Raw genomic sequence first — 25,064 nt, forward strand, 5'->3', positions numbered from 1 at the left:
ATCCCCATCTCTTCACTATAATTTACCTCTCTTAATTATAATCCCTTTTAATATGTAAACATATCACATCATCTTCTCTCATTCTTACTTAAACTTTGTTTCATTTTGCTATTCTATTTAAATTGCAAGAAATAATCTTATTAACAATTCCTTTTAATTCAATAACTTCAATCTCTATGTTATCTTCAGAAACAATTACTGTTTTGCTCTCTCTACTTACTAATACTGCCTTAACTCCATATAACTCATTCATTTTATTTTCTTCTATGTCTATATCCCAACATATCACGTAATCATATGTACCTATGGGATGCTTATGCTCAAAAATCTTACTCAATCTATATTCAACTTCTACCAAAACCTTACCATTGTTTTTATCTAAACATATCATATCAGTTGATGATTTAGTTGAATAAGATACGACTTTTGTAATACTATCAAAAAATATTCTTGTATCTAGATTAGTTATTAGTGATATAAACAATAAGGCTACCTCATATTCACAACGTGGTCTTTTTTGTATAGGTATACTGTCTATTAGCAAATCATCTAATCTTTCTAAGTTAGCGAAATTTTTTCTTATTGATTCAAATTTGCACCTAATTTCATGCTCTTCCTCTTCCTTCTTCCTTATTGTAAAGTATTCTCTTTCTGCTAGTGGTTTAATATACTTATTAAATATATCTTTGATCTGCTCATAGATCCACTTAATTTCCATATGCTCTTCGTTGGATAAATTATTTCTATCAGCGGTTAATTCAAAATTTTGAGAGTTAGCAAGTAAATGATAATGATAATATTGTTCATCACCTAATAATTCTGATTTCTTAATAAATGGTATAAAATCTTTGGATAGATATAACCCAAATCTAGACTTATGTGTTTCACCTTGTCTCAATTTACATATAGATTTTCTGCAATTAAATCCTGAAACTGTTCCATATAGTTGTACAGAGACGTGTTTCCCATTAATATTAGTCTCTCTGTGAAATGGGCCAAAATGTCTACAATAATTGATAGAACGCTTATATTTTACTTCACTATCCACTAATTCTGGCATTTCCTGTGGAGGAAAAAATTGATGTACACCAGGTATTTTTCCTGAAGTTTCATATACATTATCATAAATTGTAATGGATGGGGAAGTAAACATATTTTTGATTCTCTTTTGAAGATTAATATTATTTGCAAATAAGTTTTTAAAGTTACCACCTGCTGTGAACCACAATATATAATCCCTCAATGTTTCATAGTTAAAATACCTTTCTGGAATATCTATTTGATAATTCACTATCACAATCTCTGTTCCTTGCCTAAAACCCCAATCGTCTAATTTATTAACTGTATACTCAGGCACTTTGCTTTGCATAAGTTTCATCCATGGCGTATCCATAACAACTTCAAATGCCTCTTTATCAAGCATTCGTGTTCTTACTATTATTCTATTGCTTTTGAAATATGTTTTAGTACCTAATCCCTTTTCTCCTATCCCCAACTTTTCTTTATTTGAGTCACCTAAGTTAAAAAATTTATGAATTGTATTAATGTCCATGCCTTTTCCATCATCTTTTATACCTATTGTAAATTCACCTAATTCAGAACGATCAACAGTAATAGAAATATTTTTTGAATCTGCATCATATGAATTACTTAAACCTTCTCTTATTATTTCCAAAGGATTAATTACATTCATGGCTATTTCCTTAAATACTGTAGCCTCCTTAATTTTAGGTATAAAAATTTTTTCACACATAAATTTCCACCTCCAAAATAACATTTATTAACTAACTGTGTGAAAATCACACAATATATTATAAATAACTTTAGTAAAATATATACAAAAAGAAAGGGGGAGATTTTTTGAATTCAAATTATAGCAATCTAATAGGAACAAATATAAGAAAAATGAGAATTTCTCACAATCTCTCTCAGGAAGATCTTGCTGCTAAACTTAATATTTTAGGATTAGATATTGACCGTTCAGCGTTATCAAGGATTGAAAATAGACAAAGAGAAGTTAATGATTATGAAATTTTTTATCTTGCAAAGATATTTAACGTAAATGTTGATTATTTCTATAATGATTTAGATGAAACTAATTTATGAATTTAATGCCAATAAAAACACTAGGCTTTCTACCTAGTGTTATATATAATATATTGAAAATTTCTATCCAACCTATTCCCTCTGACCTAATTTTAATATAAATAGTATTTTAATATTGAATATCCTGTAACTATAGATTAACTAACAAGTTATGTTACGAATCTTATACCTAAGCATCTATTTCCATCTTCGCTTTTATCTATTGCTTTTATTACATACTCTTTTTTATAAAATTCGGTTATCTGATCTTTTGTGAAATCACTGATATTGGCTGTTATGATATATTGTCCTTTTTTTAATTCTTTCAATTTTTTATCTGCAAACTCTATTAAATTGAACTTAGCCAATTTGTTATCTGGTAGCGTCATTGCACCATCATGAATAAGAAATTTAATTCCATCTTCATTTCTTATTCTAGAAAATAATAATGCTAAATCAAACATAATAATCTTCATCGTCTTAATTCCATGGGATTCTTCGTCTGGGATCTTACTAGAGATTTTTATTCTTCCTGTTGTACTTTTCCCATCAACACTATTATTATACTCCAATGATAGGTCTCCTTGCTCGTTATAAGTCTTTAATACCATCTCAGAAAAATCATTAACAATACATTGTGTATTCATCTCATACTTTTCAAATAAATTTTGAAATTTGGTGTTATTAGTTAATATTTTACTCTTATATTCATTTATCTCTTTATTAATCTTTTTCTGGCTATCATAAACATCTATCTTATATTCAATTTCTGATAAAACTTTATGTTTTTCATTTAATTTATTAATCAGTGAATTATAGTCCTCAGTAAATTCCTTATTGTTTATTATAGCAGAATAAGATTCCATTGTATTTTTCACCTTATCCAACTTTTCCTTTAGTAATTCAATGCTCTTTTCTAAATTCTCAATATTCTTAGTATATATTATTTCCCTGTTTCCCTCCATAAACGCATAGAACTCTACGATTTCTTCATATGATTTCTTTAAATTTCCAGGAAAGTAATTTAACAATTGCTCATAGAAATCCTTTAAATTTATTAACTTCTCACTATTCTCCTTATTTTGCTTTAGTGATAAAATGTTCCTTTTATACTGATCTGCTTGTCTTTCATTTCTAATGATAACCTTTTTTAAATCTGAATATTCCTCTCTAGCCTGTTTATACTTTTCTTCATACAAATTAATACTATTTGTAATATTTAAATTAGAAATTGATTCATTTAGTTCATCTACTTCTATCTGTAACTTCTTCTTCTCAACTCTGAGATCTGCAATTTCATCTTTTAATGAATTTATAAATTCCTTCTTAACTCTTAATTTATTTATTTGGGTTTTAATTTTATTTATCTCCATTTCAAACCAGTATGGTAAACCACATAGATATGCTAAACATGCAGCAGCAAGATCTGCATGTCTATTACTCCTACATATGTCTATAAATCCTTCAACCGAGTCCCTTGCAACATATTCCATTAACGAGGACAACTTTACATTATAAGTTTCTTCTTTGTTTTTTACTAATATATTCTCTATTTTTTCTCGATACTCGCTTTCGCTTTTCTTCTCCCAGTTACCAATATCGTAATGAATTTTTTCTTCATTAAGTATGTATCCATTTTGTTCATATAACTTTTTTCCCAGATACAATATTTTGTTATTAACTCTACATTTGATATATACAAACACCTTATTTTCTACAATTTCTTTGCTGTTCAGTATTGTCTTCTTTATCCTTTGACCTAATAAACATCTTATTAATTCAACAAATGTAGTCTTTCCTACACCATTTGAATCTCCTTCAATTCTATCTCTGTCTTTTTCTCCAAGCACAATACTAATTCCAGTAGTATTAAATTCGTATTCTTTTAGAATTTTATTTTCATTAAGTGAGTATACAATTAATTCTTCAAATAACATTATTCTACCCTTCTTATAATGTTGCCATTATAGTCTACCTTTCCAACTGAATATAAAAATATAATAGCCAATTTAATGTTGTTTTCTATATTAGAATTTTTCTTTAATTTATTTAATTTATAATATTCGTCTATAAGTTCATCTAATACTTTAGGCTTAAATAAAATCTTATAAATTTCACAAGCAATATATGGAACATTTTCATGAATTGATTGATATTTATTCATTTTAAAGTAATCCATATTATATTACCTTCTTTTCATTAAATATGGAACAAAAGTTTATCATCCAATATACCAATATTTTTATAAAAAACTTAAACTTCATCTTAGAGTAATTTAATATATCTTTATACTGGTTGTAGATACTATTGACTATAAAATCAATTATCTTATCACCATCATTATATGTGTAAAAACAGTTCCTATATTCATCTGTTATTAAATTATCTATAATAAGCCTTTTCTCATTAAACAACTCATTCGTTAGCAGTATACCATCTATAATATAAAAATACTTCGATAATTCATCAAATTTTGAAACTGTTGTAGGTAGGCATAACATATTACTAAACTTATCATAAACATCTTTGGCTATATTGGTATACTCATTAGCCTTGTAGAATGTCGACTTTTCAATGAATTCTATGATAAATTCCTGAAATTCATCCTCACTTACCTCAATAGCAAATTCATCTTTTTTTTTAAATCTTGATAAATCAAATGTTAATCTTTGATTTTTTAATCTCCTACCTATCGTATTATCTATGTCCCATTTTTGTATATCATTAATCCATGAATGATATTTCACAACACATTCCTTAGTTTTCAACTCAATTTCACCTGTTATAAAGGTGGCTTTAGCATATCCATCTAACATCAAAGAACCACTTGTTAAAACAGGTAATTCAGTTAAATCATTATTGTAAAATTTATAGTTTCCATTATGTACATGACCACACAAGTACATATCTACACCACTATCTATAAAATTATATATAATACTGTCTCTTTCCTCTTCATGAAAACAATCAATACCATGGTGCCCAATAGCAATATTTACCTTGTTAGTATTCTTATCTAATTCACCAAGAACCTCTAAGTGATTTCTTAATCCTAATACCAAATTCCCTTCTTCACCATCTTGTCCACTAAAAAAGCACGTATTCATACATATTATATTATAATTTTCTTTTTCAATTATGCTATGTACTTTTTTAAAATCATATTTTCCTGAGCATAAATGCTTTTCATGATATTTCCAAAACTTATTTTGACCTTTTACCAGTTCTGAATAAAATTCCTTATCTAAACTTGAAACATAAATATCTCTCACATTATTTTGCTTTTTTATTAAATCTAAAATCGCACCTCTTAGCGAACCTCTTTTTATATCATGATTTCCAGGAACCATATATATATTTTTACAATCAATCTTACAAATACTTGATAGTTTTTCTATCATTTGTTCATCCATTTTTCCAAATCTATAGCAAATATCTCCTGTTATTATCAAAAAATCATACTTTTCATTGCTTGTAATTTCATCTAAATACTCATACAACTTATTTTTCATTGCCAATGTATCATAACTCTGATAACTATAGTGTATATCGGATAGGTGAATCCATCTTATTTTGCTAGATTCCATTTAAATGCCCTCCCATTTAAAACGACTTCCTTATATATATATAAGTGATATGTATAATCAATCATTATATTAATAATCCATATTTTCTCTTTTAACAACTCTTACATGTAAATCCAACACTCTTTCAAAAAATACAATCCAGAAAAATTATTAAATACAAGATTATAACTGTTTCACTATTCTCTGATAGATATATTCGCTTATTGACCTATATTTCCCTGTAAACCCTATATGTTGCAATTATTGAAAATACCTCATTTATATATTAAAATTTATAATTTTACATTATAATAACATTAAAGGAAAATTGATTCAATAGCCATATGAAGGGGAGATTATAAATGGAGGATAATTCTTATATTTTTAATAGAAAATTATTAAAAGAAAAATTAACTAATTTTCATATAAATACAATTCCTGATATAACAAAAAAAAGAAAGATAATTTCTAATTGGATTTACAGTATTAAAACAGGTGATCTTAATAAAACAAAAGAAAAATCAATTCAAGGAGATTTCCTCACTGCTTTTTTTACAAATATACTTGGATATAAGAAACGATATGGAAATGGTGTATGGAATATAGTTCAAGAACAAAAAACAACTTTAGATGCAACAACACCTGACGGGGCATTAGGCTTCTTTACTTCAGATATTACTGATATTAGAACAGTGATAGAACTGAAAGATGCTAATACAAATTTAGATAAAAAACAAAAAGGTAGAGATAATAAAGTATCTCCTGTAGACCAGGCTTTTTCTTATGTACATAAGTCGGGTAAAAAATGCAGATGGGTAATAGTTTCAAACTTTTTAGAAATACGACTTTATCATCATTCAACAGCACTAGAGTATGAAAAATTTATAGTTACGGATCTAGTAGATGATGAAAAATTCAAGGAATTTTATTATTTATTGTGCTACGATAACTTAATTAACCGAGATACTCCTTCAGTTATAGATGACTTATATGAAAAGAACGAAGAAGCACAAAAAGAGATTACTAACAATTTCTATAAGTATTATAAATCTACTAGACTAAATATGTTTGAAGGTCTAAAAGAAAATAATCCTGGCGTGGATGAAATACTTCTTTTTGAAAAATCTCAAAAACTTATGGATAGATTTATATTTGTTTGCTTTTGTGAAGATAAAACACTGCTCCCTGAAAACACTTTCCGTAATGTAATTAAGATTGCAGGTATGTCTTATGAAATATCAACTAATAAAATATGGACTCAATTAAAAGGACTGTTTCATGCGATAGATAAAGGGAATCCACCTATGAATATTAATAGATTTAATGGTGGACTATTTGCACCAGATAAGGATTTAGACAATTTGAATATCCCTGATGATATGTTCAAAGGACTTGAAGAACTAGCAGAATACAACTTTGATACTGATCTAAATGTGGACATTCTCGGTCACATATTTGAACAAAGTATAAGTGATATTGAGGAAATAAGGTCTGAAATAAAAGGACAAGTCATTAATAAAAAGCAAGGTAAACGTAAGCATGATGGTATTTTTTATACTCCAGAATATATCACACACTATATAGTAGAGCAGACCATTGGTAGATGGCTTGAAGATAGAAAAATAGAACTTGGTGAAGCAAAACTTCCTAAAGTACCAGCATTTGACCCTAAAATGAATGCTTCAGAAAAGAGAACTTGGAAAATTGCACTAGAACGAAATATATCATTTTGGAATAAATACAGAGATAGGTTATCAAATATTAAGGTTATCGACTATGCTTGTGGAAGTGGTGCTTTTCTCAACGCAGCGTTTGATTATCTCTATATGGAAGGACAATATGTAAATAATAGATTAAACGAATTGAAAGAAGGTCAACTTAATTTATTTCCTTTAGATAAACATATTCTTAAAAACAACCTATATGGCATTGATTTAAATGCTGAGAGTGTTGAAATTACTAAGTTATCACTGTGGCTTAAAACTGCAAATAAAAAAGACCCTTTGACATCATTAGATGAAAATATATTATGTGGTAATTCACTTATAGAAGATGAAAACGTAGCAGGTGATAAGGCGTTTAAATGGAAAGAAAGATTTAAAGAAATTTTTCATAATGGTGGATTTGATATTGTAATTGGAACCCCCCCATATGGGGCAGCATTTAGTGACTTAGATAAAAAATATTTGGACAACAACTATAAGACTACACAGTACAATTATGATAGTTATAAATTCTTTTTGGAATTAGCATTTAAAATTACAAAATATAATTCTTACGTTGGAGTTATTACACCTAATACATATATGGTACTTGAAAAAAGTGATATATTAAGGAAATTTTTATTCGATAATTATTGCATAGTAAATTTAGTTGAAATATTTAATGTATTTCCTGATGCAGTAGTAGAGCCAATTATTTCTATATTTAAACATAGGAAGCCCTCAATATTTGATAAATTTCAGGCTATATTAATTCCAAGGAATATTGATGCATCAGATAATTTTGTTTCTAAAGGTACTATTAATGAATTTAAGCATACAGATTTATACAGAAAAGAAGGTTACATCTTTAATTACCATGAAACTAAAGAAGAACGTGAACTAAGTGATAAGTTATTTAAGAATTCAAAACCTTTATCAGAATATGCAACTATATCTGCTGGTGTAAAACCTTATGAAAAGGGAAAAGGAACTCCCCCACAAACTGCTGAAGTAGTTAAGGAAAAACCTTACACATCATTTGTAAAGGAAGATGATACATGGAAACCATTAGTAAGAGGGGCTTATATCAATAGATATTTAGTAAAGTTAAATGGTGAATATATAAAGTATGGAGAGTGTCTAGCAGCACCTAGAGATCCCAAGATGTTTTCAAATTCTAAAATTTTTATTAGACAGACTAGTGATTATCCAGTAGCAGTATATGATGATAATGGATATGTTTGTAATAATACAATACATTGCATATATTTAAAGCCTGAATATTCTCATTTAAATTTAAAATACTTCTTAGCGTTAATTAATTCAAAACTTATGAAATGGATATTTCAACAACAAAATTTCCATATTGTAGGTAAACCACTTGCTGAAACAAAAGTAATATATGTTGAAAGGCTGCCTATAATAATTGATAAAAATCAAAACCAATTCATAGAAATTGCTGATAAACTAATTTTGTTTAATAAATCATCTTATGAAAGAGAACAGAAGTTTATAAAATATATCCAAGAAATGTATAAACCTAAAAAGATATCTAGCAAACTTGAACAATTTTTCGCACTTGAATACAAGGACTTTGCTGATGAACTCAAGAAACAAAAAGTAAAATTAAGTGAGAAGAATAAGTTTGACTTGATGGAACTTTTTAATAGCGAAGTCCAATATATCAAAGCAATAAAATATGATATCAAAAGACTTGAAGAACAACTAGACAAAATGATCTTTAAGACTTATGAATTAACAAACATGGAAATCAATATGATAGACAGTAATAATATTTTAAAAATGGAGGCGGTTAGTTGAATATTTTAGAACTTGAGCAAATTGAACAGAACTTAGCAAGTGGTAAAATTACATCAGACGAGGCTGCTAAACTTATTTATACTACTAATGGTCAAAAACCTTGGATGACTAAAGAATGGAAAAATTTACGTGATAAATTAATAAAAGATTACTGTGGACAATGTGGTACTACTGAAGGGCCATTTGTCCTTCAACATACGTGGCATCCTGCGGAGTATCAATCACATATAGATCATTACATATCAGTTCTATTAAAAAAAGAAACAGAAAATAATCCATCTATCAACACAGTATCACAAGAAGAACTTGAGCAGTTTATAGAAAAGTATGGTGAGCCAAGGGCTTCATGTCCTAAATGTAGTTCTGTAAATATTAAACTCAAGTCCTCAAAGGACAAGTCTTTTACTTGTAATAGGTGTAAGAATACTTTTAGTAATCCTGCTACTAAACTATACGTTAAAGGCTGTAGAACAGATAATGATATAAAATTTAGAATACTAATCCGCAAAAATAAGGAATTAAGAATTAATATTCGGAAAAATAATGCTGAAGAAATTAGAAAATATGCTGTCTTAAAGGGTATCGAAGAACATAAGCGATATATGTCCTGTGTAGATACAGTTACATTCTGCAAAAAATGCTCCTATATGTGGGATAAAAACAAATTGAGACTTTGTAGTATGTGCGGTAAGCGTTATCATAGTTTTGAGTATAAATGCTGCATTAATTGCAGGACTGAAAATCAGAAATAACTAAAGCGTAAAAAGGATGATATATTATGAAACCTAAATATAAACAAAACTTAGGTCAGTTAATTAAATACTACTATGCTAATTATGACAACTACCATCTCAAAATATATATTGACGGTAAACTAAAATATGACAATGCATTGCAATTAGTTGAATTTTTTGGACATGACTATTTGAATGTTGTTGAGTTTTTTCGCAATGATAGTGCAAAAACCATCTCTGTTTATACAAGTAAAAATATATGTTAGCCATTAATATATAAGAAAAACATGTATCAAACAAACATGCTTTTCTTATATATTTGTATTAGTTATAACGTACAATAAAGAATATTATCCATTAACCTAACTTATCACCTTTTTTAACAGGCTGTTCAGGTTGAATTAATACTACTCCCTGTTCTGCATAAACTCCAAGTACCAATACTTCTGACATAAAATCAGCAATCTGCCTTGGTGGAAAATTTACTACTCCTAAGATTTGTTTATTTAAAAGTTCTTCTTTTTTATAACATTTAGTAATTTGGGCACTCGATTTCTTTATGCCAATTTCATTACCAAAATCAATCCATAATTTATAAGCAGATTTTCTTGCTTTTTCAAAAAATTCTACATTAACAATTTCCCCAACTCTAATGTCCAGTTTATTAAAATCCTCAAAAGTTACCATATCAACACTCTCCTAATAAGTTTCTAATTTTAAAATAGTATATATAGTAATAACATTAATGACATGCATACAAAAAAATTTCATAAAATTAATTTTACGTGCTTTTGCCTTTTTCCCTAATGATAAATACTGCTAACACAACAAGTAAAATACCTAATATTTTAAATAATGTAAGAGGCTCACTATATAAAGTAACACCTATAATTGTTGCAACTATAGGCTCTAATGTCGCAATTATTGAAGCCTGACTTGTTTCAAGGTATGATAGACCTTTAGTGTATAATATAAAAGGTAGTACAGTAGCAACTAAACCTAACGCTACAGCGTAATATAAAGCAGTTACATTTGAAAACAAGCGAATTATCTCCTTAATATCTGTTATTGTGATTAAACCGATACTTGCAAATATAAAAGTATATAGAGTAACAGTAATAGAGTCGTATTTTTCAAGTGCATACCTTCCAAATATACTATAAAGTGCATACCCAAACCCTGATCCTAATCCTGCCATTATACCGTCAAACGCTATATTCCTACCTGTTCCATCCACAAAGGCTGTAACAAAAATACATCCACCAAAAGTTAATACCAGTGCAATAATCTTTTTCTTAGTCATCTTTTCCTTGAATAGTATTGCAGATGACATCATCACTATAGTTGGTGCAGTATACAAAAGTATTGCTGCAACAGATAAAGATGTCCTGTTTATGGCTATAAAATAACACCAATTAAAAAAAGCAAAACTTAATATTCCTGTACCAACAAAATACACTGAATCACGAAGTTTAATTCTTACAAGTTTTGTATCTTTGATTAATGCAAACAATATAAGTGTTATAGATGCTCCAACAGCCCTTATAAATACTATTTGTGTGGGACTAAAGCCAAATTTGTTCAGGCTTTTACCAAATATTCCAAGAGTCCCCCATAGTATTGCTGCTATAATGACAAAGAAATATGCCATTCTTTTTGACTTTATACTTCTCGCATCATAATCCATTAATTTATCATTTAAATCAATACTGTCCATTGCTATCCCCCTTTAATCAGAGAATAAAAAAATAAAGAACTATTTAATTCAAATAGTTCTCAAATTTTATCTCACTACTTATATTATATATTAAAATAAACATACTTCTTATCCTAAACCAAGTTGTTTCTTATTCATTCTTCGGATTTTCATTCTATAATCTAATGGTGTAGTTTTCTCATGTAACTTAAATACTCTTGTAAGCGAGGAATTATAATTATAACCAACTTCATTTGCAATTTGAATTAGGTTTAAGTCAGTATCTCGTAAAAGTTCCTTTGCTCTTTGTACTCTCAATTTTTGTATATATTCAGTAGGTGAAATATTCATATTCTTTTTAAACCATTCACTATAATAAGTTAAATTATAATGCTCAATACCTGCCAAAGTTTGCAAGTTAATATTTTCGTTGTAGTGTTCATGAATGTACTTAATGGAACTTGACATGCTTTTTTCAAATATAAAAGAACTAAAGTAATGGTATAGTTTCGATAAATTTTCACTGTTATCGCAGTTGTCCTTGAGTTCATTTAATATTAAAAATCTAATTGCATTCCATTTTTCATCTAAAAAAAGTTCAATCCCATCTTGAAGTGTAGTCATATCATTCCCATTAAGCTTATAATCTGGTATATCTAAAACTAAAAATTCATTTGGCCTGTCTGATTTAAATGTATGAGTATTACTCGGAGGCAAAAAAAACAAGTGCTGATCGTCAAGTTCAAGATTTTTATGTTCAGTTTTAATATCCATACTCCCCCTAATTGGTAGTATGAGTTGACCATAATCGTGTGAGTGGGTAATTACTATATCCTTATATACTCTTCGTTCACTTAAAATGCCATTCATTCTTATCATCACTATTCCTTAAACATACTTAATAATAAATATAATATAAAATTATATCATCTGCTAATGAATATTAGAAGAACTTTAAACTATCGGACTTACTCTTATACCTCTGCATTATTTATCAGGGACAACTGCACTCACTATTCGTTTCAATTGATTATTTATGACTGTTATATTCACTTTATGAAAGTTTATATTTCTTTTCAACCTCAATTAACGTTCGGCCTAAAGATTTAGTAGCAATTATAGTATCCGCAGCAAATTGTATAAATTCATTTGCAATAGTTTCTTCTTCTTCTGTACTATAGTAAAATAACTTAAAAGTATCATTACCTACGATTTGTATTGCTTCAACTACTGATATATCTTTACTTCTTGTTTTCCCAGCAAACCTAATAAATCTATCCTTTAAGATATTCCAAATTTTTTGCAACATTATTTTTTGATCTTCTGTTATATCCATTATTCCACCTCTTAAACTCTACAGCATCTATTCTTTTAAAAGTTTTTCTGTTTTGGATAGGAACTTTTCTAATGCTTCACTTATGTCAATATTCATGCGTTCAGCCAAAATAATCAGCCACCATATACATTCAGCAAGTTTATGTTCCAGTTCAGACTCAGTTTCACCATTCATTGGCCAACGTCCCTGTTGGGACATTGTTAAACGACCAACTAATCCAGCATCCGTCAGAAATGCTAATGCATCCTCTTCCACTGTCCATTCCTTTTTATGATACAGCAATTCCAAACTATGGTATAACTTTCTTATTTCAATAGAACGTTCAACTGCTTCACTAAAGTTCACATCTTTCATACTTTCCATTTCTTTCTAATAAAATTCAGTCTTTTTAAGACAGATATCATTATACTTTGTTTAACTTGACAACTATATGTCATATTTATAAAAAATCCTACTGTTAATTTATCTTTATGCTTATAGTTTCAGAAGAAATAGTCGATTAGTTCTATCATAAAACTGATAACTCTTCTTTTTCTTACCTTAATTATGATTTTTTAAATAACTAATCAGATCATCATCTAGAAAATATTTTTCATCACGTTTTGTATTAGTAAGTGAAATTTCCTCCCTGATACCATTTTCACTTAACTCCTGGATTAATTTTTCTTTACTCTTTTCAAAAGATGAAAGTACATTTTCCTTTATACCCTTTTTAGTCCTTTTCTCAATAGAATGACTTTCAAAAACTAACTCTTCACATTCATTTTTATAAAAAGCAACCTTATTTTCTAACTCATTAATTTTTTCTTTTAGCAATATGTTCTCTTCTTTTAGAGTTTCATTTTGACTCCTAAAACTTTCATTTTCAACAGCGATTTTTAAGGCGATATTCGCTCTTTCTTGAAATCCCATAAGTGCTTTTACCAATTCTTTTTTATTTCCATAATATTTATCCACAATTTTTTTTATATTAAATGGTACTGCTTTTTCTATACTTTCAGCCCTTAATATAAACGGAATACTATTATACTCTTCTATCTTTTCTCTCCAACCTTCTTGATACCATACGGTACGAGGAATAGCCTTAATCTCGCCATCTGCCCACCGTTCTTTCCATTTAGGGTGTTCAGACCACTTACTTAATTTAGTTGGGTTTATAAGACTATCTAAGTTGTTTAATACATAATCATTGAATACATCTCTTATATACTCTTCAGTAAAAACTTTTGGCCTCCCCCTCATATTACTTGCCATCACTCTTAATCACCTTCAACTTCCTCTCATTAGAAATAACTATAGCCTCTTTTACTATTAATGCTTGGATGGATTTTGAAACTGTCATTAATTCCGCTTCTTTTTGAAGTAAATCATTATTGTTACCATACATTGTATTATTAGATAAGAGTGCTTTTAACAACTTAATTTTCTTATTTAAGCCATGCTCTACTTCTTCTTTATGTGAGTTCAATAGAGAAACTTCAAACTCATTCTTCCCACTATTATAATCATTAGTATGAAAATCACAAAAATAACAATTTATATTATTACAGTTTCTGTAAGGGTTTACTTCATTCCAATCATTCCAACATAAACCAAAATCTGTATCTCTCGGTTCTATTCCTTTACTTTGTTGTTTTTCTTTAGTGACAAGTTGTTTCAAAGACAACTCTCTTAAATTAAAATACTTACTTATAATCTCTTCTTGTCTATCACGCTCATTTAAAATTTTCTTACTTAATGCATATACATGACCCTTAATTAACGTCTCTAAATGATTTTGATAGTGTGCTTGTGAATATAAAGATGTGTGTCCTCCTATTTGTGCAATCACGAATGGATTAAATCCCTGCAACATCATTGAACAAAAAGCAAAATGCCTTGTATCGCCTAAGTCAATATTTTCAATTATATTTGACTCTATATAATTATTAGGTTGAAGTTTGCCTTTCTCAATAACTTTATATCCATAAAGTTTTATAATCACTTCTGAATAAAACCTTTTCAGTAGTCTATATAAAGTTTTTGTTGAAAAAAAATCCTTTTCTATTTTATTTTTAAAATTATTTTCCATACTACCTGTATTCAATTCAGAAGTGTTGTAGAAAGATTTGTAGGATAAAAAGAACCTATCCCCTTCGTCATATTCTGCATAATTTGTTTTATAATCCATTAAAATATCATACATTTGTTTATCAATTCTAACTGCTCTTAGTAAGGGTATTCTTCTACGTATGAATTGTGATTCTCTATCTTTAATCTTCCCTCTATATGGTTCAATATAATATTCACCATTTTCTTCGTACGCACAATTCCTCTCATTTTTTACAAAATCACCTGGTCTCATTGGAATTATTTTTGTTAATTTCCACCATATAAAGATGGGATAATATTTCTTTTTTTCCTCATATGTTGCACTTACCATATAGTCATTAAGTATTTTATCAAACTCTATTATGCTACTATAATGAGAGAGAGTTCTAACATTGTGTTCTAAACTAATATTTTCCACACTTTTAGTATATAGTCTACTCGTTGGTATATCATAGAAAGACAGAAACTGTCTTATAGCCAATGCATAACGCACTGCAACATTATCAGACATTTCCATTAACCTACACTCAAAATCACCTGTATATTCAGTCTGAAATCCATTTGTACTATCTACTACATCTTCTAAGTATTTCAATTTTGTTGATATTCCTTTAACACTTTCATCCTTTAGATCTAACATTATAATTACATATGCCTTTATAGCATTATTTAACTTAGGATTTGTTTCATATTTAAAATGGCATTCATTTCGTGCATTAAAGCCATTTATAATCCATATATTTTCATCAAAACTTTTATTTAAAACTTTTTTATTTCTTAATGCAGACTCAAAACTCTCTTTATATATGATTAAATCATTAGGATCATACTTTAATATTTCATCACAAAACATTATATGATCTTTCATTTCAATCTTTCTCTTAATACTTAAACTCATAGTTTTTTATTATAGGATAATTGCCTACCTATTTTGCATATCTACCTATAATTTCCTGCCTTTCTTTTTTACAATATTGATCTTATTCATTAATAAGAATTTTTGCTATTTTGTCTTTTGCTCCATTTACATCAAAGAATGATTTAATAAAGTCACCATTTCCTTGTAATTCGTATTCTCTTTGTGCAATCATTATAGTTCTAATACATTGGCTTAGCATATACTTAATTTTAGACCTTTCAACTGTATAAGGGTGTTTTAATTTATTATATTTGCTAACTAAAACATCAATATACTCTTCCACTGTCTTTAAGACATAGATTGTAGGTAGTGAATATTTACATCCTATACATGTGAATTCATCTGATTGAACTGGCTTTATACAAGCAGGACTTAAATAGCATTGTACCTTATCTAACTTTGATGGTAATTTAAAATCTAAAAGATTTTTAATTTTCTCCAATAAATACTTTTTATCAGTTTTTATCAATTCAAGTACAACTTCTTCAACATCCAAATCACATATCTGCGGAGATATAAAAAAACTACTCAACTTTTCTAATGACTTAGGTTCATATTTACGTTTAACCCCTTGTATTAGTTTTGTAATTTCATTTATGCTAAAATTATTAATATCGCTACCATAAGCAACTTCTACAAGTAAGTGATATAGTTCCCCAAAATGTCCCCTTAAAAACAAGTTATGAGAAACCTCATGTGAACTATCATAGTTTCCATCTGCTGTTACCAAGTAATACGCCAAACTTTCCCCTGTCATTGTTTTTTCATTATATTTATGACTTCTTTGATCTCCACCTAGAGAGAATGCAATGTTAGACATTCCCTTGGTATTTATCGCCATTTCATACCCTAATGTAGCGAGTGTTGAATTTGCTTTTCTGTTTGAGAAACCATCTAAATCAGTATCCTTAAAGAATTTTCTAAATAAAGTTGTATTAAAGTAGCCCTTATCACGCAATAGTGTTTTTCTATTCTCTGATATCGCATGTTTATAACAACATATAATGGCAATAGTAGTAGATAATTTCAAATTTATTGGGATTACGAAATTTGCTTTTGCATTTCTTTTATCGTTTATGATATATCTAGCGTGTAGTTCAACCTCCTTAATTATTAACTCAGCATGACCTAAATTGAATTCATTGTTTTTAAACCATTCGATGTTATCTATTCCGCATATCGGCAAGTTAAAGACACGTAATTTTACGATATCTGATTTTCTCCATAATAAAAATAAGTTTAATAATATAAATAACCATGTATTAGCGTAGCAACTATCCTCAAATGCCAAATATATATGAGCATCAATATTATTGATATAATCAAAATACTTTTTCCATGTGACTTTACTATATATGTCTTTTTCTCCTTTAGCACTTATTTGCTTTCCGTAAGCCTTTGGATAGTCATTAAATCTACATTTATTTGGATACTTATTTACAATATATTTAAAAAAGTATCCGAGTTCCCTTTTATTTTCTATGAATAAATTTGTACTCATAAATAAATTCTTTATCTCTTCATTGAAATACGAATATACTTCTTTTTTTAATAACATATTTAATCTTTCATATGTTCTATAAAGTAAATTTATGTAATTGTCCTTATTTTGTCTATTTGATTGGCCAACAGCATATTTTGAATATTGAACATACATTTCCAATGTTATTGGAAAATTACAATCATTGAATTCAATAAATGCGATATCAATTTTTTCTTCTATCGAATTAGCATTTATCATTAAATTTGAACGTTCTTTTTTCTTTTTATATTGATTAGTTATCGGTATAAGATCTTTTTCATATATATAAGTATCTTTCAAATCAAAAAGTGGATTTTCTAATTTTTTTGCTTTTTTTCTTCTAACAACTCTCTGCAATAGCCAATTTTTTGAAACCCCATATTTGACACTTGCTTCTTTTAAGATTATATAGTTATCTCTAATGTCTTGAAAAAAATTATCAATTGGTTCTTTTTCAAAAAAATATCCTCTTTTCGGTAAATCAAAACATATAATTTTACCTTCTATAACGGCTCTGCGTATGGTTATTTTCCCCAAACCATATTTGTCTTTTATTTGAGTTAAAGAATAATAATTCTCTTGTAAATCTTTTATATCTCCCTCAAACTTTTTATAACGTGTAAAACTAGGAACTTTTTTATTTTCTAAGATTATATGCATATCTTCCTTCAAAATAAAAACTTGATGCGTAAAAAAATGTTTTATGTATCGCACTAATCCATTTACCATAAATCTATAAATTTTCGAGTGCTGTATACTATATTCTTTAGTGATATCTTGTATACTAACATAATCTTTCTTTAGCATATCAATATAGTTATCCAATTGATCTTTTGAAATGAAATACTTTGGCTTATTTTCTATATATTCTATTTTATAATGAATATCGCTATTTATTAATCCATTTGTTATAGTGCTATCATTATTTATGCTTAAAATTTCTTTCACTTGTCTAAGTGTATAGTATTCCATATTCATTCCTCGTCTCTATAATATTTTTCAGCCAATGTATATAATTCTTTATATTGATTACTATTGCACAATTCGTAATACATATTCTGAAGATTTAAGGTTATCTTATGTTTAGTTTGCTCTGACCTTTGCAAATAGGGTAAAGATGACTTATAATTCTTATCACCACGTAATATCATAATTTCAATAAGAGTCTTAGCATGGTTAGCAACAATATGAGAAAATATACCTCTAAAAATGTGAGTACTCCAATCTTCAACTGTAAATTGTTCAGTAAGACTTAGTAATGTGCTATTGCAATCTTTTTCACTTTTCTTAGTCAATACCTTCAAGAAATTCTTTTTAACTTTATTAAATCTATCTCTATAATTGTTGATTGTCATTGGCATATTATTTTCATTTACAAAAACTGCATCAACCTCACTAATAGATTTGTATATATTCTTATGTTTTTCATAAAACTCTTCCTGAATAGAGCCAAATGGAAATACAACTTGCTTTCTTGGTCGCTTTACACCTGTTCTCATATCATATTTAGGTAGATCTGGCCTCATTCTTTTATTCTTTAATGATACAATAAATCCACTTTCCCCTTTCATCCCCACTGGTTGTATATCATGCCATTCTAGATGCAGAACTTCTGACATCCTCAGTCCTCCTAAACATTGTAAATATAAACCAAATACTATATCAGGAGCATATATTTTAGCAATATCAAAAAATAGTAAAACAAGAGACATATCCATGTAGTGAAGTGGGCCATCAGATTCATTATTTCCTTTTCCTATGTTATTTTCAAAAGGATTGACAGAAAACAATCTAGTTTCATCAACAAATTTAAATATATTATATTTACAAAAATGTATATAAAATTTTTTTAAACAATTAGTACAAACATGTACTTCACTTTTTAAATGATTTAATGCATATTTGTTTAAAAAATCCCTAGCATGATCTAGTTTCAGTTCTGTTAAATTACTTATCCTTGCTTCACTTTCAAAATAGATAAAGTTTAAAAAATTTTTAATGTACCCTAGCATTCTTCTCTGTGTCGTAGGTGCTTTATCTCTATACTCTGAATAGCAAAAGTAAGTGAACGGACGATGTATTATTTCTAATCCCTCTGTTTGATTTCTGATATAAATTATTGGTCTATAATTAGTCTTAATAACTTCCTTGTTTTTTGCATTTATTACATCTATAGGCTTTACAGTGTATGCAAACTTTAAGTCTAAATCTCTTAGATATTTAGACTTATTAAGATTAATTGTATTCGACATAGCAACCATATTCCTTTTATATTATATTTTCTACTACAGTAATACCATTCATATACATCTCCAATAGAGAAAATAAATTCATAGCATTTGCATTATGCCCTGGAGCATCATAAGTTTCAACTGCACTAGTAGGGATAACTATATTAAAATCTAAATTCTCTTTAGTAAAGTAGTTTTGTAAAGTCAAAGCAAAAAACTTAACACATATATCTGTACAACATCCTATAATAACCCAATTTTTATAACCTTCTTTAATAAACTTTTTAATGGCTGCTTGTGTTTCTTCCTCTAAAAAGCCGTTTGTTGAATTCTTACTAATAATCTTAATTTTATCCTTCATCTCTAATAATTCATCCACTAATTCAGTCTCTATAGAGTTTTCCATACAATGTTTGGGATAAGTCTTAAATTCTATTGAGTCCTCTGTATGGCTATCTGAAAAAGCAACTATAGGACACTTTCTATCTATAAACATTTGTGCAATATCTTTCACATTAGGAATAATATTTTCAACTCTGTCGCTATATAATGCTCCTTGTTTAGCAAAACCATTATTCATATCTACTATAAAAAGAACAGTGTCTTTTTTATCCCCTATTTCAAATGTAGTGTTTTGTATCCTCTTTAAAACCTCAAAATTTATTTCATAATTAAAATCTACTTTCATAACCTTATCCTCCCTCGTATAATAAGTTTATAGCAGTTATTTACTGCCTATAAACTTATTTATTTTTTATATTTTGTATAGATTAAGAAAGCATCTCAATTTTTCTAGTGGGGATTCTCCCAATTCAGTATTGCTGATTCTTATACTTTCCGATCTATACTGTTTTAACCTACTATTTATTAAAGGATTTTCTAATGCTAAAATAGTCATAACGGAACTTTAGCGAAGGTTACTGCTGTATTCCTCCTGCAAAACACATTGTGTTATTGCCTGTAAAGCTTGCAGCCTGACCAAAGTATCATATTCTGCTTACACAAATGTTGCATCTCCTTTCGCAGCCACCAGCAAGGTTTTGCGTCTGGATGAATGCTAATTACGCGAGGTTGCAGTTAGTACTTTGGATTAGGATAATCCTTTCTAATTTCCTCATTATTTTTGAAAGGTGGTGATTTCATGAAGAAATTAGATTACTTATCAACTCTATTTGTTGGTATCGATATTGGTGCGAGACAAAATGTTGTCTCTGCTATTAATTTTGAACAGGAATTCTTGATTAAGATGAAACCTGTTCCTAATACGCAATTTGGTGCAGAGCAACTTGAATCCATGCTTGTTAAGGTTTTAGAAAACAATACTTTTAAAGCTGTTATAATCGGCTTAGAATCTACTTCCTTTTATGGAGTACATATAGCCAATTTTTTATCTGCTAGTGAAAAACTTATGACTTACAAACCTTATGTTTACTGCTTGAATCCTAAGGAAGTTGCTAACTACAAAGAATCCTTTAATTCTCTTGATAAAAATGATGGCATTGACTCTTTTGTTATTGCTGACTTTGCAAGAGTTGGCAGAATTCATATTGAACCTTGGCGTGGTTCTCAATATCTTGCTCTGCAAAGACTTACAAGGCACAGACTTCATATTGTTGAATGCTTAACTAGAGAAAAAACTTACATGTTATCCAATGTATTTCTTAAGTTCAGCGAATTTGCATTATTACAGGGAGAAGATCATCCTTTTTCTAATAAATACGGTGCTACCGCATCTTCAATACTTACTGAATTTCTATCTTCCGAAGATATTGCAAATACATCAATTGAAGAACTTGTTGACTTCGTCAATAGAAAAAGTCGGAAAAGGATTTCTAATCCTCAGATGACTGCTGAAATTTTGCAGCAAGCTGCACGTAATTCATACCGTCTTGATAAATGTTTGTATGAGCCATTAACAACCTCTATTGCTTGTTCTTTCAACTGTATTCAGGCTTTTGATAAAGAACTTAAAGGTATTAACAAAGCCATTGAAAAAGCTGTTATGGGAATGAATCCTGTGGAATACAAAATATTAATGTCTATTCCTGGTTTTGGCCCTGTTTACTCCAGTGGCATTCTTGCTGAATTAGGAAGTGTGCATGCATTTCCTAGTAATGATGCTATTGCTAAATACGCTGGCATCGTGTGGAAAGAAAATCAATCTGGAGGTTTTAAAGCTGAAAATACACCTATGAACAAAGCTGGTAACCGTTATTTACGCTATTATCTCATAGAAGCTGCAGGAAGTGTTGTTTGCCATATTCCTGAATATCAAGAGTTCTATCAGAAGAAATTTGCTGAAGTAACTACACATCAGCACAAACGAGCACTCGCGCTAACATCTCGTAAACTTATTCGTATGATTTTTGGATTGCTGGCTAAAAATCAGCTCTACTCTTCAAATAGAGTAGATTAATCTATATAAATTATACGAACATACTTTCTCATTGGACTGTATGTTTATTAAGGTTACCCATTTTTAAAGAAATCATTTGATTTTCTTTTCATTTTGTTCTTGACATATTACCAAATTGCTTTCTACTTTCGACGGTTTCAAGAAAGTATTTCTCAAGGCTTCCGCTTTTCTCTAATACTTCCTTTATTGTGGCGGTTTTTAGTAGGCGTCCTTCTTTCATAATTGCGATTTTATTACACATAACTTCTAGTTCGTGAGCAAGATGACTGGAAATCAAGAAGGTAATACCCTTTGACTTAGCCTGTGTCATTATGATTTCTCGAATAGCAACCATGCCCTCAATATCTAAACCATTGGCAGGCTCATCTAAAATAACAAGTTTGGGATTTGATAGTAATGCTAGAGCTAAACCCAGCCGTTGTTTCATTCCTAAAGAAAACTCTTTCACTTTATCATTTTGATACTGTAAAAGCCCTGTTTGCCTCAATATATCTTCAATTCGTGGTGCTTTAATGTCCTTATAGTATGCTGCTGCATTTTCAAGATTTTTTTTAGCGCTCATATATTCATAAACCGCAGGAGCTTCAATTAGGCAGCCGATATGCTCAAGGGATTTTTCACCGTCATTTTCAACACTTCTCCCAAATATTTGTACATCTCCCTCATCAGCTCTTGATAATCCTGTGATAATTTTCATAGTAGTTGTTTTTCCTGAACCGTTTGGTCCTAATAAACCATAAATGTCGCCCTCGTTAACCTGAAATGAAACCGACTTAATGCCCCGTCCGTTTTTATATGTCTTGGTAAGATTATCTATTATTAGTGCCACTTTTCTTCCCTCCTTATGAGAAGGGTGGCCAAACCACCCCTTTAATTTCTCCAATTGCTATTTTTGATGATGATTTTGTGTCCAATCAATAGTGTTAACTTCTTTACCGGTTGTATCAATTGAATCAATTTTAGTGTTTCCTAAATCCGTTATTTTTGCATTTAACATTACTGATATATCATGTGATACACCATTTGCATCTTTTCCTGTTATAGTAACTGAAAGCTTGTTATCCTTTAGCGTATTGCCATCTACAGTGGCAGTCATTGCAATGGATTTAACATCGATATTGCTGAGCTTTGGCACTTTATCCATTGCGGCTTTCATTCCATCATCGCCTATCTTATCACTATTTTTATGTTTTCCCATAGAGTTGTTTTCTGCAGCTGCTGAGATTGCTAGCTTTGCAAGTTCTGGAATTTGTGCCCCTTCAAGCTTTACACTGATAGTTTGACCGTCCATAACAAACTGATTTTTAACATCGCCAACTAATGTATCTGTAATCATTTCAGCCAATTTTACCGTACTGCTGGATTCAGATAGCTTTTCTCTTTTATCGCTGTCGCTTTTTTTATCTCCCCTGTTTATGGTGTAGTACTTTCCATCCGCATTTATAACATAATTTCCGTTGTCTGCACTGCTCTCATAAGTTTTCTTTACACCATCAACGGTAATATTACTTTTAGAAGACCTATTTTCCTGATTAACTTTTTCTGTACTATCCCCTGAGAAAATAACGGAACCATTGTCCTTCACCTCAAACTGAGTACTAACTGTTTCATTCTCAGCAAGCACTATAGATTTAACTCCACCCTTATAACTCTCATACCCAGAACCGGTTGCTGCAAATGCGGTTATACTTAAGGATAAAAGGCAACACCCCGCTGCTGCTGAAACCGCCATTGTTTTTAATCCTTTTTTCTTCACACTAATTACCTCCAATAAATTTTGTACCCTTTTCTTTTGGGTCATACATATCATATCAAGCAATGTTAAACTCATAAGCTTAAAAAGGTAAACAGAAGTTAAAATATCTATTAAATAATAAAATTTTACGAACTAAACACCCGTCTTACCTTTACATTGCTGTGGGAATTCTACCGCAAAACTTTCGTCTTCTTTCTCCAATCCCTCATATATGGCCTGTAGCTGTTTTCCAATAAGCCTAATATCTTTTTGTTCCACTACTTTATAGCCTGAATTCTGTAAAGATGGTAATTCACCAATAAGTATTTTTTTTATTTTATCTTGAAACTCATCTAGTGTGCTTCCTTTATAAAGCTCCTTTCCATCAGAAAAATTCTCTTTATAGATAGGAATATCCCTAATCAAAATAGGAATCCTCATTGCAAGTGCTTCTAGTAGAACAATGCCTTCCGTTTCCTCATGGGTAAGAAACAAAAACAAATCACTTCCACTATAGGCATCACGCAGTTCATCACGACAAATATATCCTGGAAATATTACATTTTTAGGAGCTGTATTAATGGCTTCACGTATAACGCCAGGTATTATATTAGGGTTGGTGTAACCAAACCAAAGGAATGTTACCTCTGGCATCCTTTTTGCTAATTTTATAAAGTCACTTATACCTTTTCGCTCTATATAATGTCCCACCGAAATAACTACTTTTTGGTCCTCTGACAAACTGTATTTTTCTCGAAATCGTTGCGCACCTTCTGTACTTGGAGAGAAATACGAAAGATCAACTCCATTAGACAAGGCAAAAATAGGCTTTTTAATGCCGTAACCTTCTAGCAATTTTTTAGAGTATTCTGTAGGAGTAATGATAACATCTCCTAGCTTATAACAAAACATAATCCACCTCTTAAAAAGGGGAGCAAGAAGATTAGATCCTTTAAAGGAATTTTTAAAATCCTCCATGGTAGAATGTGCATAATAGACGACCTTTTTTCCTCTGAGCTTTGCCAATATGGCAACAAATACAGAATCCAGAAAGATGGTATTGAGCTGAACTACATCATAAGAATTCTTTATATTTGTAGTGTATGGAATGCCACTTTCCACCAAAGCCTTTTGCTGATGATGAATGGCCCTACCTATTCCACTCTTCTCCACAAGTTTTAAGAGTCCAGTATATAATAATATTTTCAT

The 25,064-nt window shown here is 29.4% G+C and carries 22 protein-coding genes; 5 read left to right on the forward strand and 17 right to left on the reverse strand.

Translation table 11 applies throughout. The features are described from left to right. Window positions 1-100: 100 nt before the first annotated feature. Complete coding sequence (locus CLMAG_RS16480; RefSeq protein ID WP_066624826.1) at window positions 101-1,753, reverse strand: ATP-binding protein; 1,653 nt, start codon at window positions 1,751-1,753, stop codon at window positions 101-103. 107 nt (window positions 1,754-1,860) lie between these two features. Here CLMAG_RS16480 and CLMAG_RS16485 point away from each other — a divergent pair, with 107 nt between their 5' ends. Continuing rightward, a complete protein-coding gene (locus CLMAG_RS16485; RefSeq protein ID WP_066624829.1) occupies window positions 1,861-2,106 on the forward strand; it encodes a helix-turn-helix domain-containing protein in 246 nt (81 codons plus the stop codon). A 149-nt stretch (window positions 2,107-2,255) separates the two neighbouring features. Here CLMAG_RS16485 and CLMAG_RS16490 read toward each other — a convergent pair whose 3' ends face one another. Genes CLMAG_RS16490 through CLMAG_RS16500 form a run of 3 tightly spaced genes read right to left on the reverse strand, consistent with a single transcriptional unit; the run spans window position 2,256 to window position 5,672 of the window. Then, window positions 2,256-4,022: a DUF2326 domain-containing protein gene (locus CLMAG_RS16490; protein ID WP_066624832.1), complete on the reverse strand. Its 1,767-nt coding sequence runs from the start codon at window positions 4,020-4,022 to the stop codon at window positions 2,256-2,258. Next, window positions 4,022-4,264 carry a hypothetical protein gene (locus CLMAG_RS16495; protein WP_066624835.1) on the reverse strand — a complete coding sequence of 81 codons (243 nt, stop codon included), beginning with the start codon at window positions 4,262-4,264 and terminating at the stop codon, window positions 4,022-4,024. Before CLMAG_RS16495 ends, CLMAG_RS16490 begins: the two co-directional genes overlap by 1 nt. 1 nt (window position 4,265) lies before the next feature. Continuing rightward, window positions 4,266-5,672 (reverse strand): metallophosphoesterase family protein, encoded by a 1,407-nt coding sequence (locus tag CLMAG_RS16500; protein WP_066624838.1) that lies wholly within the window; start codon window positions 5,670-5,672, stop codon window positions 4,266-4,268. 341 nt (window positions 5,673-6,013) lie between these two features. Between CLMAG_RS16500 and CLMAG_RS16505 the strand changes: the two genes are divergently transcribed. From CLMAG_RS16505 to CLMAG_RS16515, 3 genes are read left to right on the forward strand one after another with little or no spacing between them, the layout of a single operon-like run. After that, complete coding sequence (locus tag CLMAG_RS16505) at window positions 6,014-9,175, forward strand: Eco57I restriction-modification methylase domain-containing protein (RefSeq protein WP_066624840.1); 3,162 nt, start codon at window positions 6,014-6,016, stop codon at window positions 9,173-9,175. Beyond that, complete coding sequence (locus tag CLMAG_RS16510) at window positions 9,172-9,927, forward strand: hypothetical protein (protein ID WP_066624842.1); 756 nt, start codon at window positions 9,172-9,174, stop codon at window positions 9,925-9,927. The genes CLMAG_RS16505 and CLMAG_RS16510 overlap by 4 nt, the downstream gene beginning before the upstream one ends. Before the next feature lie 26 nt (window positions 9,928-9,953). Beyond that, window positions 9,954-10,175, forward strand: coding sequence for a hypothetical protein (locus CLMAG_RS16515; RefSeq protein WP_066624844.1), 222 nt, complete (start codon window positions 9,954-9,956; stop codon window positions 10,173-10,175). Between the two features lie 91 nt (window positions 10,176-10,266). Here the strand turns inward: CLMAG_RS16515 and CLMAG_RS16520 are convergent, their stop codons facing one another. The 10 genes from CLMAG_RS16520 to CLMAG_RS16565 form a co-directional block, all read right to left on the reverse strand. Beyond that, window positions 10,267-10,596, reverse strand: coding sequence for a tRNA-binding protein (locus tag CLMAG_RS16520; protein WP_066624847.1), 330 nt, complete (start codon window positions 10,594-10,596; stop codon window positions 10,267-10,269). A gap of 94 nt (window positions 10,597-10,690) precedes the next feature. Then, the gene (locus CLMAG_RS16525; RefSeq protein WP_201787654.1) at window positions 10,691-11,626 is read right to left on the reverse strand and encodes a DMT family transporter; all 936 of its coding nucleotides are present in this window, start codon (window positions 11,624-11,626) and stop codon (window positions 10,691-10,693) included. Window positions 11,627-11,734: 108 nt separating this feature from the next. After that, window positions 11,735-12,475 (reverse strand): AraC family transcriptional regulator, encoded by a 741-nt coding sequence (locus CLMAG_RS16530; RefSeq protein ID WP_066625098.1) that lies wholly within the window; start codon window positions 12,473-12,475, stop codon window positions 11,735-11,737. Between the two features lie 184 nt (window positions 12,476-12,659). Continuing rightward, window positions 12,660-12,941: a hypothetical protein gene (locus tag CLMAG_RS16535; RefSeq protein ID WP_066624850.1), complete on the reverse strand. Its 282-nt coding sequence runs from the start codon at window positions 12,939-12,941 to the stop codon at window positions 12,660-12,662. A gap of 27 nt (window positions 12,942-12,968) precedes the next feature. After that, entirely contained in the window at window positions 12,969-13,295 is a 327-nt protein-coding gene (locus tag CLMAG_RS16540; protein ID WP_066624853.1) for a MazG-like protein, read from the reverse strand. A 186-nt stretch (window positions 13,296-13,481) separates the two neighbouring features. Beyond that, a complete protein-coding gene (locus CLMAG_RS16545; protein ID WP_066624856.1) occupies window positions 13,482-14,195 on the reverse strand; it encodes a hypothetical protein in 714 nt (237 codons plus the stop codon). Then, the gene (locus CLMAG_RS16550) at window positions 14,185-15,900 is read right to left on the reverse strand and encodes a hypothetical protein (protein WP_066624859.1); all 1,716 of its coding nucleotides are present in this window, start codon (window positions 15,898-15,900) and stop codon (window positions 14,185-14,187) included. The genes CLMAG_RS16545 and CLMAG_RS16550 overlap by 11 nt, the downstream gene beginning before the upstream one ends. A gap of 112 nt (window positions 15,901-16,012) precedes the next feature. After that, on the reverse strand, window positions 16,013-18,445 hold the full coding sequence (locus tag CLMAG_RS16555; protein ID WP_066624861.1) for a hypothetical protein: 2,433 nt from the start codon (window positions 18,443-18,445) through the stop codon (window positions 16,013-16,015). A gap of 2 nt (window positions 18,446-18,447) precedes the next feature. Then, a complete protein-coding gene (locus CLMAG_RS16560) occupies window positions 18,448-19,725 on the reverse strand; it encodes a hypothetical protein (protein ID WP_066624863.1) in 1,278 nt (425 codons plus the stop codon). Between the two features lie 16 nt (window positions 19,726-19,741). After that, window positions 19,742-20,392, reverse strand: coding sequence for a cysteine hydrolase family protein (locus CLMAG_RS16565; protein ID WP_066624865.1), 651 nt, complete (start codon window positions 20,390-20,392; stop codon window positions 19,742-19,744). Window positions 20,393-20,845: 453 nt separating this feature from the next. On the opposite strand from CLMAG_RS16565, the gene CLMAG_RS16570 reads away from it, so the two are divergent. Then, complete coding sequence (locus CLMAG_RS16570) at window positions 20,846-22,120, forward strand: IS110 family RNA-guided transposase (protein WP_066616512.1); 1,275 nt, start codon at window positions 20,846-20,848, stop codon at window positions 22,118-22,120. An 88-nt stretch (window positions 22,121-22,208) separates the two neighbouring features. On the opposite strand, the gene CLMAG_RS16575 is transcribed toward CLMAG_RS16570, so the two are convergent. From CLMAG_RS16575 to CLMAG_RS16585, 3 genes are all read right to left on the reverse strand, one after another. Then, window positions 22,209-22,949 (reverse strand): ABC transporter ATP-binding protein, encoded by a 741-nt coding sequence (locus CLMAG_RS16575; RefSeq protein WP_066624867.1) that lies wholly within the window; start codon window positions 22,947-22,949, stop codon window positions 22,209-22,211. A 57-nt stretch (window positions 22,950-23,006) separates the two neighbouring features. Further along, entirely contained in the window at window positions 23,007-23,876 is an 870-nt protein-coding gene (locus CLMAG_RS16580) for a hypothetical protein (protein ID WP_066624869.1), read from the reverse strand. Window positions 23,877-24,008: 132 nt separating this feature from the next. Beyond that, window positions 24,009-25,064, reverse strand: coding sequence for an LTA glycolipid anchor biosynthesis glycosyltransferase, IagA/BgsA family (locus tag CLMAG_RS16585; protein ID WP_066624871.1), 1,056 nt, complete (start codon window positions 25,062-25,064; stop codon window positions 24,009-24,011).

Source organism: Clostridium magnum DSM 2767 (assembly GCF_001623875.1).
In the GTDB taxonomy this organism is placed as follows: Bacteria; Bacillota; Clostridia; order Clostridiales; family Clostridiaceae; genus Clostridium_AM; species Clostridium_AM magnum.

Bases quoted from the DNA above. Each gene is read 5' to 3' on its own strand.
- CLMAG_RS16490 (WP_066624832.1), bottom strand. From the start codon at position 4,022: ATGTTATTTGAAGAATTAATTGTATACTCACTTAATGAAAATAAAATT.
- CLMAG_RS16525 (WP_201787654.1), bottom strand. From the start codon at position 11,626: ATGGACAGTATTGATTTAAATGATAAATTAATGGATTATGATGCGAGA.
- CLMAG_RS16500 (WP_066624838.1), bottom strand. From the start codon at position 5,672: ATGGAATCTAGCAAAATAAGATGGATTCACCTATCCGATATACACTAT.
- CLMAG_RS16555 (WP_066624861.1), bottom strand. From the start codon at position 18,445: ATGGAATACTATACACTTAGACAAGTGAAAGAAATTTTAAGCATAAAT.
- CLMAG_RS16550 (WP_066624859.1), bottom strand. From the start codon at position 15,900: ATGAAAGATCATATAATGTTTTGTGATGAAATATTAAAGTATGATCCT.
- CLMAG_RS16480 (WP_066624826.1), bottom strand. From the start codon at position 1,753: ATGTGTGAAAAAATTTTTATACCTAAAATTAAGGAGGCTACAGTATTT.
- CLMAG_RS16515 (WP_066624844.1), top strand. From the start codon at position 9,954: ATGAAACCTAAATATAAACAAAACTTAGGTCAGTTAATTAAATACTAC.
- CLMAG_RS16535 (WP_066624850.1), bottom strand. From the start codon at position 12,941: ATGGATATAACAGAAGATCAAAAAATAATGTTGCAAAAAATTTGGAAT.
- CLMAG_RS16570 (WP_066616512.1), top strand. From the start codon at position 20,846: ATGAAGAAATTAGATTACTTATCAACTCTATTTGTTGGTATCGATATT.
- CLMAG_RS16545 (WP_066624856.1), bottom strand. From the start codon at position 14,195: ATGGCAAGTAATATGAGGGGGAGGCCAAAAGTTTTTACTGAAGAGTAT.
- CLMAG_RS16560 (WP_066624863.1), bottom strand. From the start codon at position 19,725: ATGTCGAATACAATTAATCTTAATAAGTCTAAATATCTAAGAGATTTA.
- CLMAG_RS16520 (WP_066624847.1), bottom strand. From the start codon at position 10,596: ATGGTAACTTTTGAGGATTTTAATAAACTGGACATTAGAGTTGGGGAA.
- CLMAG_RS16540 (WP_066624853.1), bottom strand. From the start codon at position 13,295: ATGAAAGATGTGAACTTTAGTGAAGCAGTTGAACGTTCTATTGAAATA.
- CLMAG_RS16495 (WP_066624835.1), bottom strand. From the start codon at position 4,264: ATGGATTACTTTAAAATGAATAAATATCAATCAATTCATGAAAATGTT.
- CLMAG_RS16505 (WP_066624840.1), top strand. From the start codon at position 6,014: ATGGAGGATAATTCTTATATTTTTAATAGAAAATTATTAAAAGAAAAA.
- CLMAG_RS16530 (WP_066625098.1), bottom strand. From the start codon at position 12,475: ATGAATGGCATTTTAAGTGAACGAAGAGTATATAAGGATATAGTAATT.
- CLMAG_RS16585 (WP_066624871.1), bottom strand. From the start codon at position 25,064: ATGAAAATATTATTATATACTGGACTCTTAAAACTTGTGGAGAAGAGT.
- CLMAG_RS16565 (WP_066624865.1), bottom strand. From the start codon at position 20,392: ATGAAAGTAGATTTTAATTATGAAATAAATTTTGAGGTTTTAAAGAGG.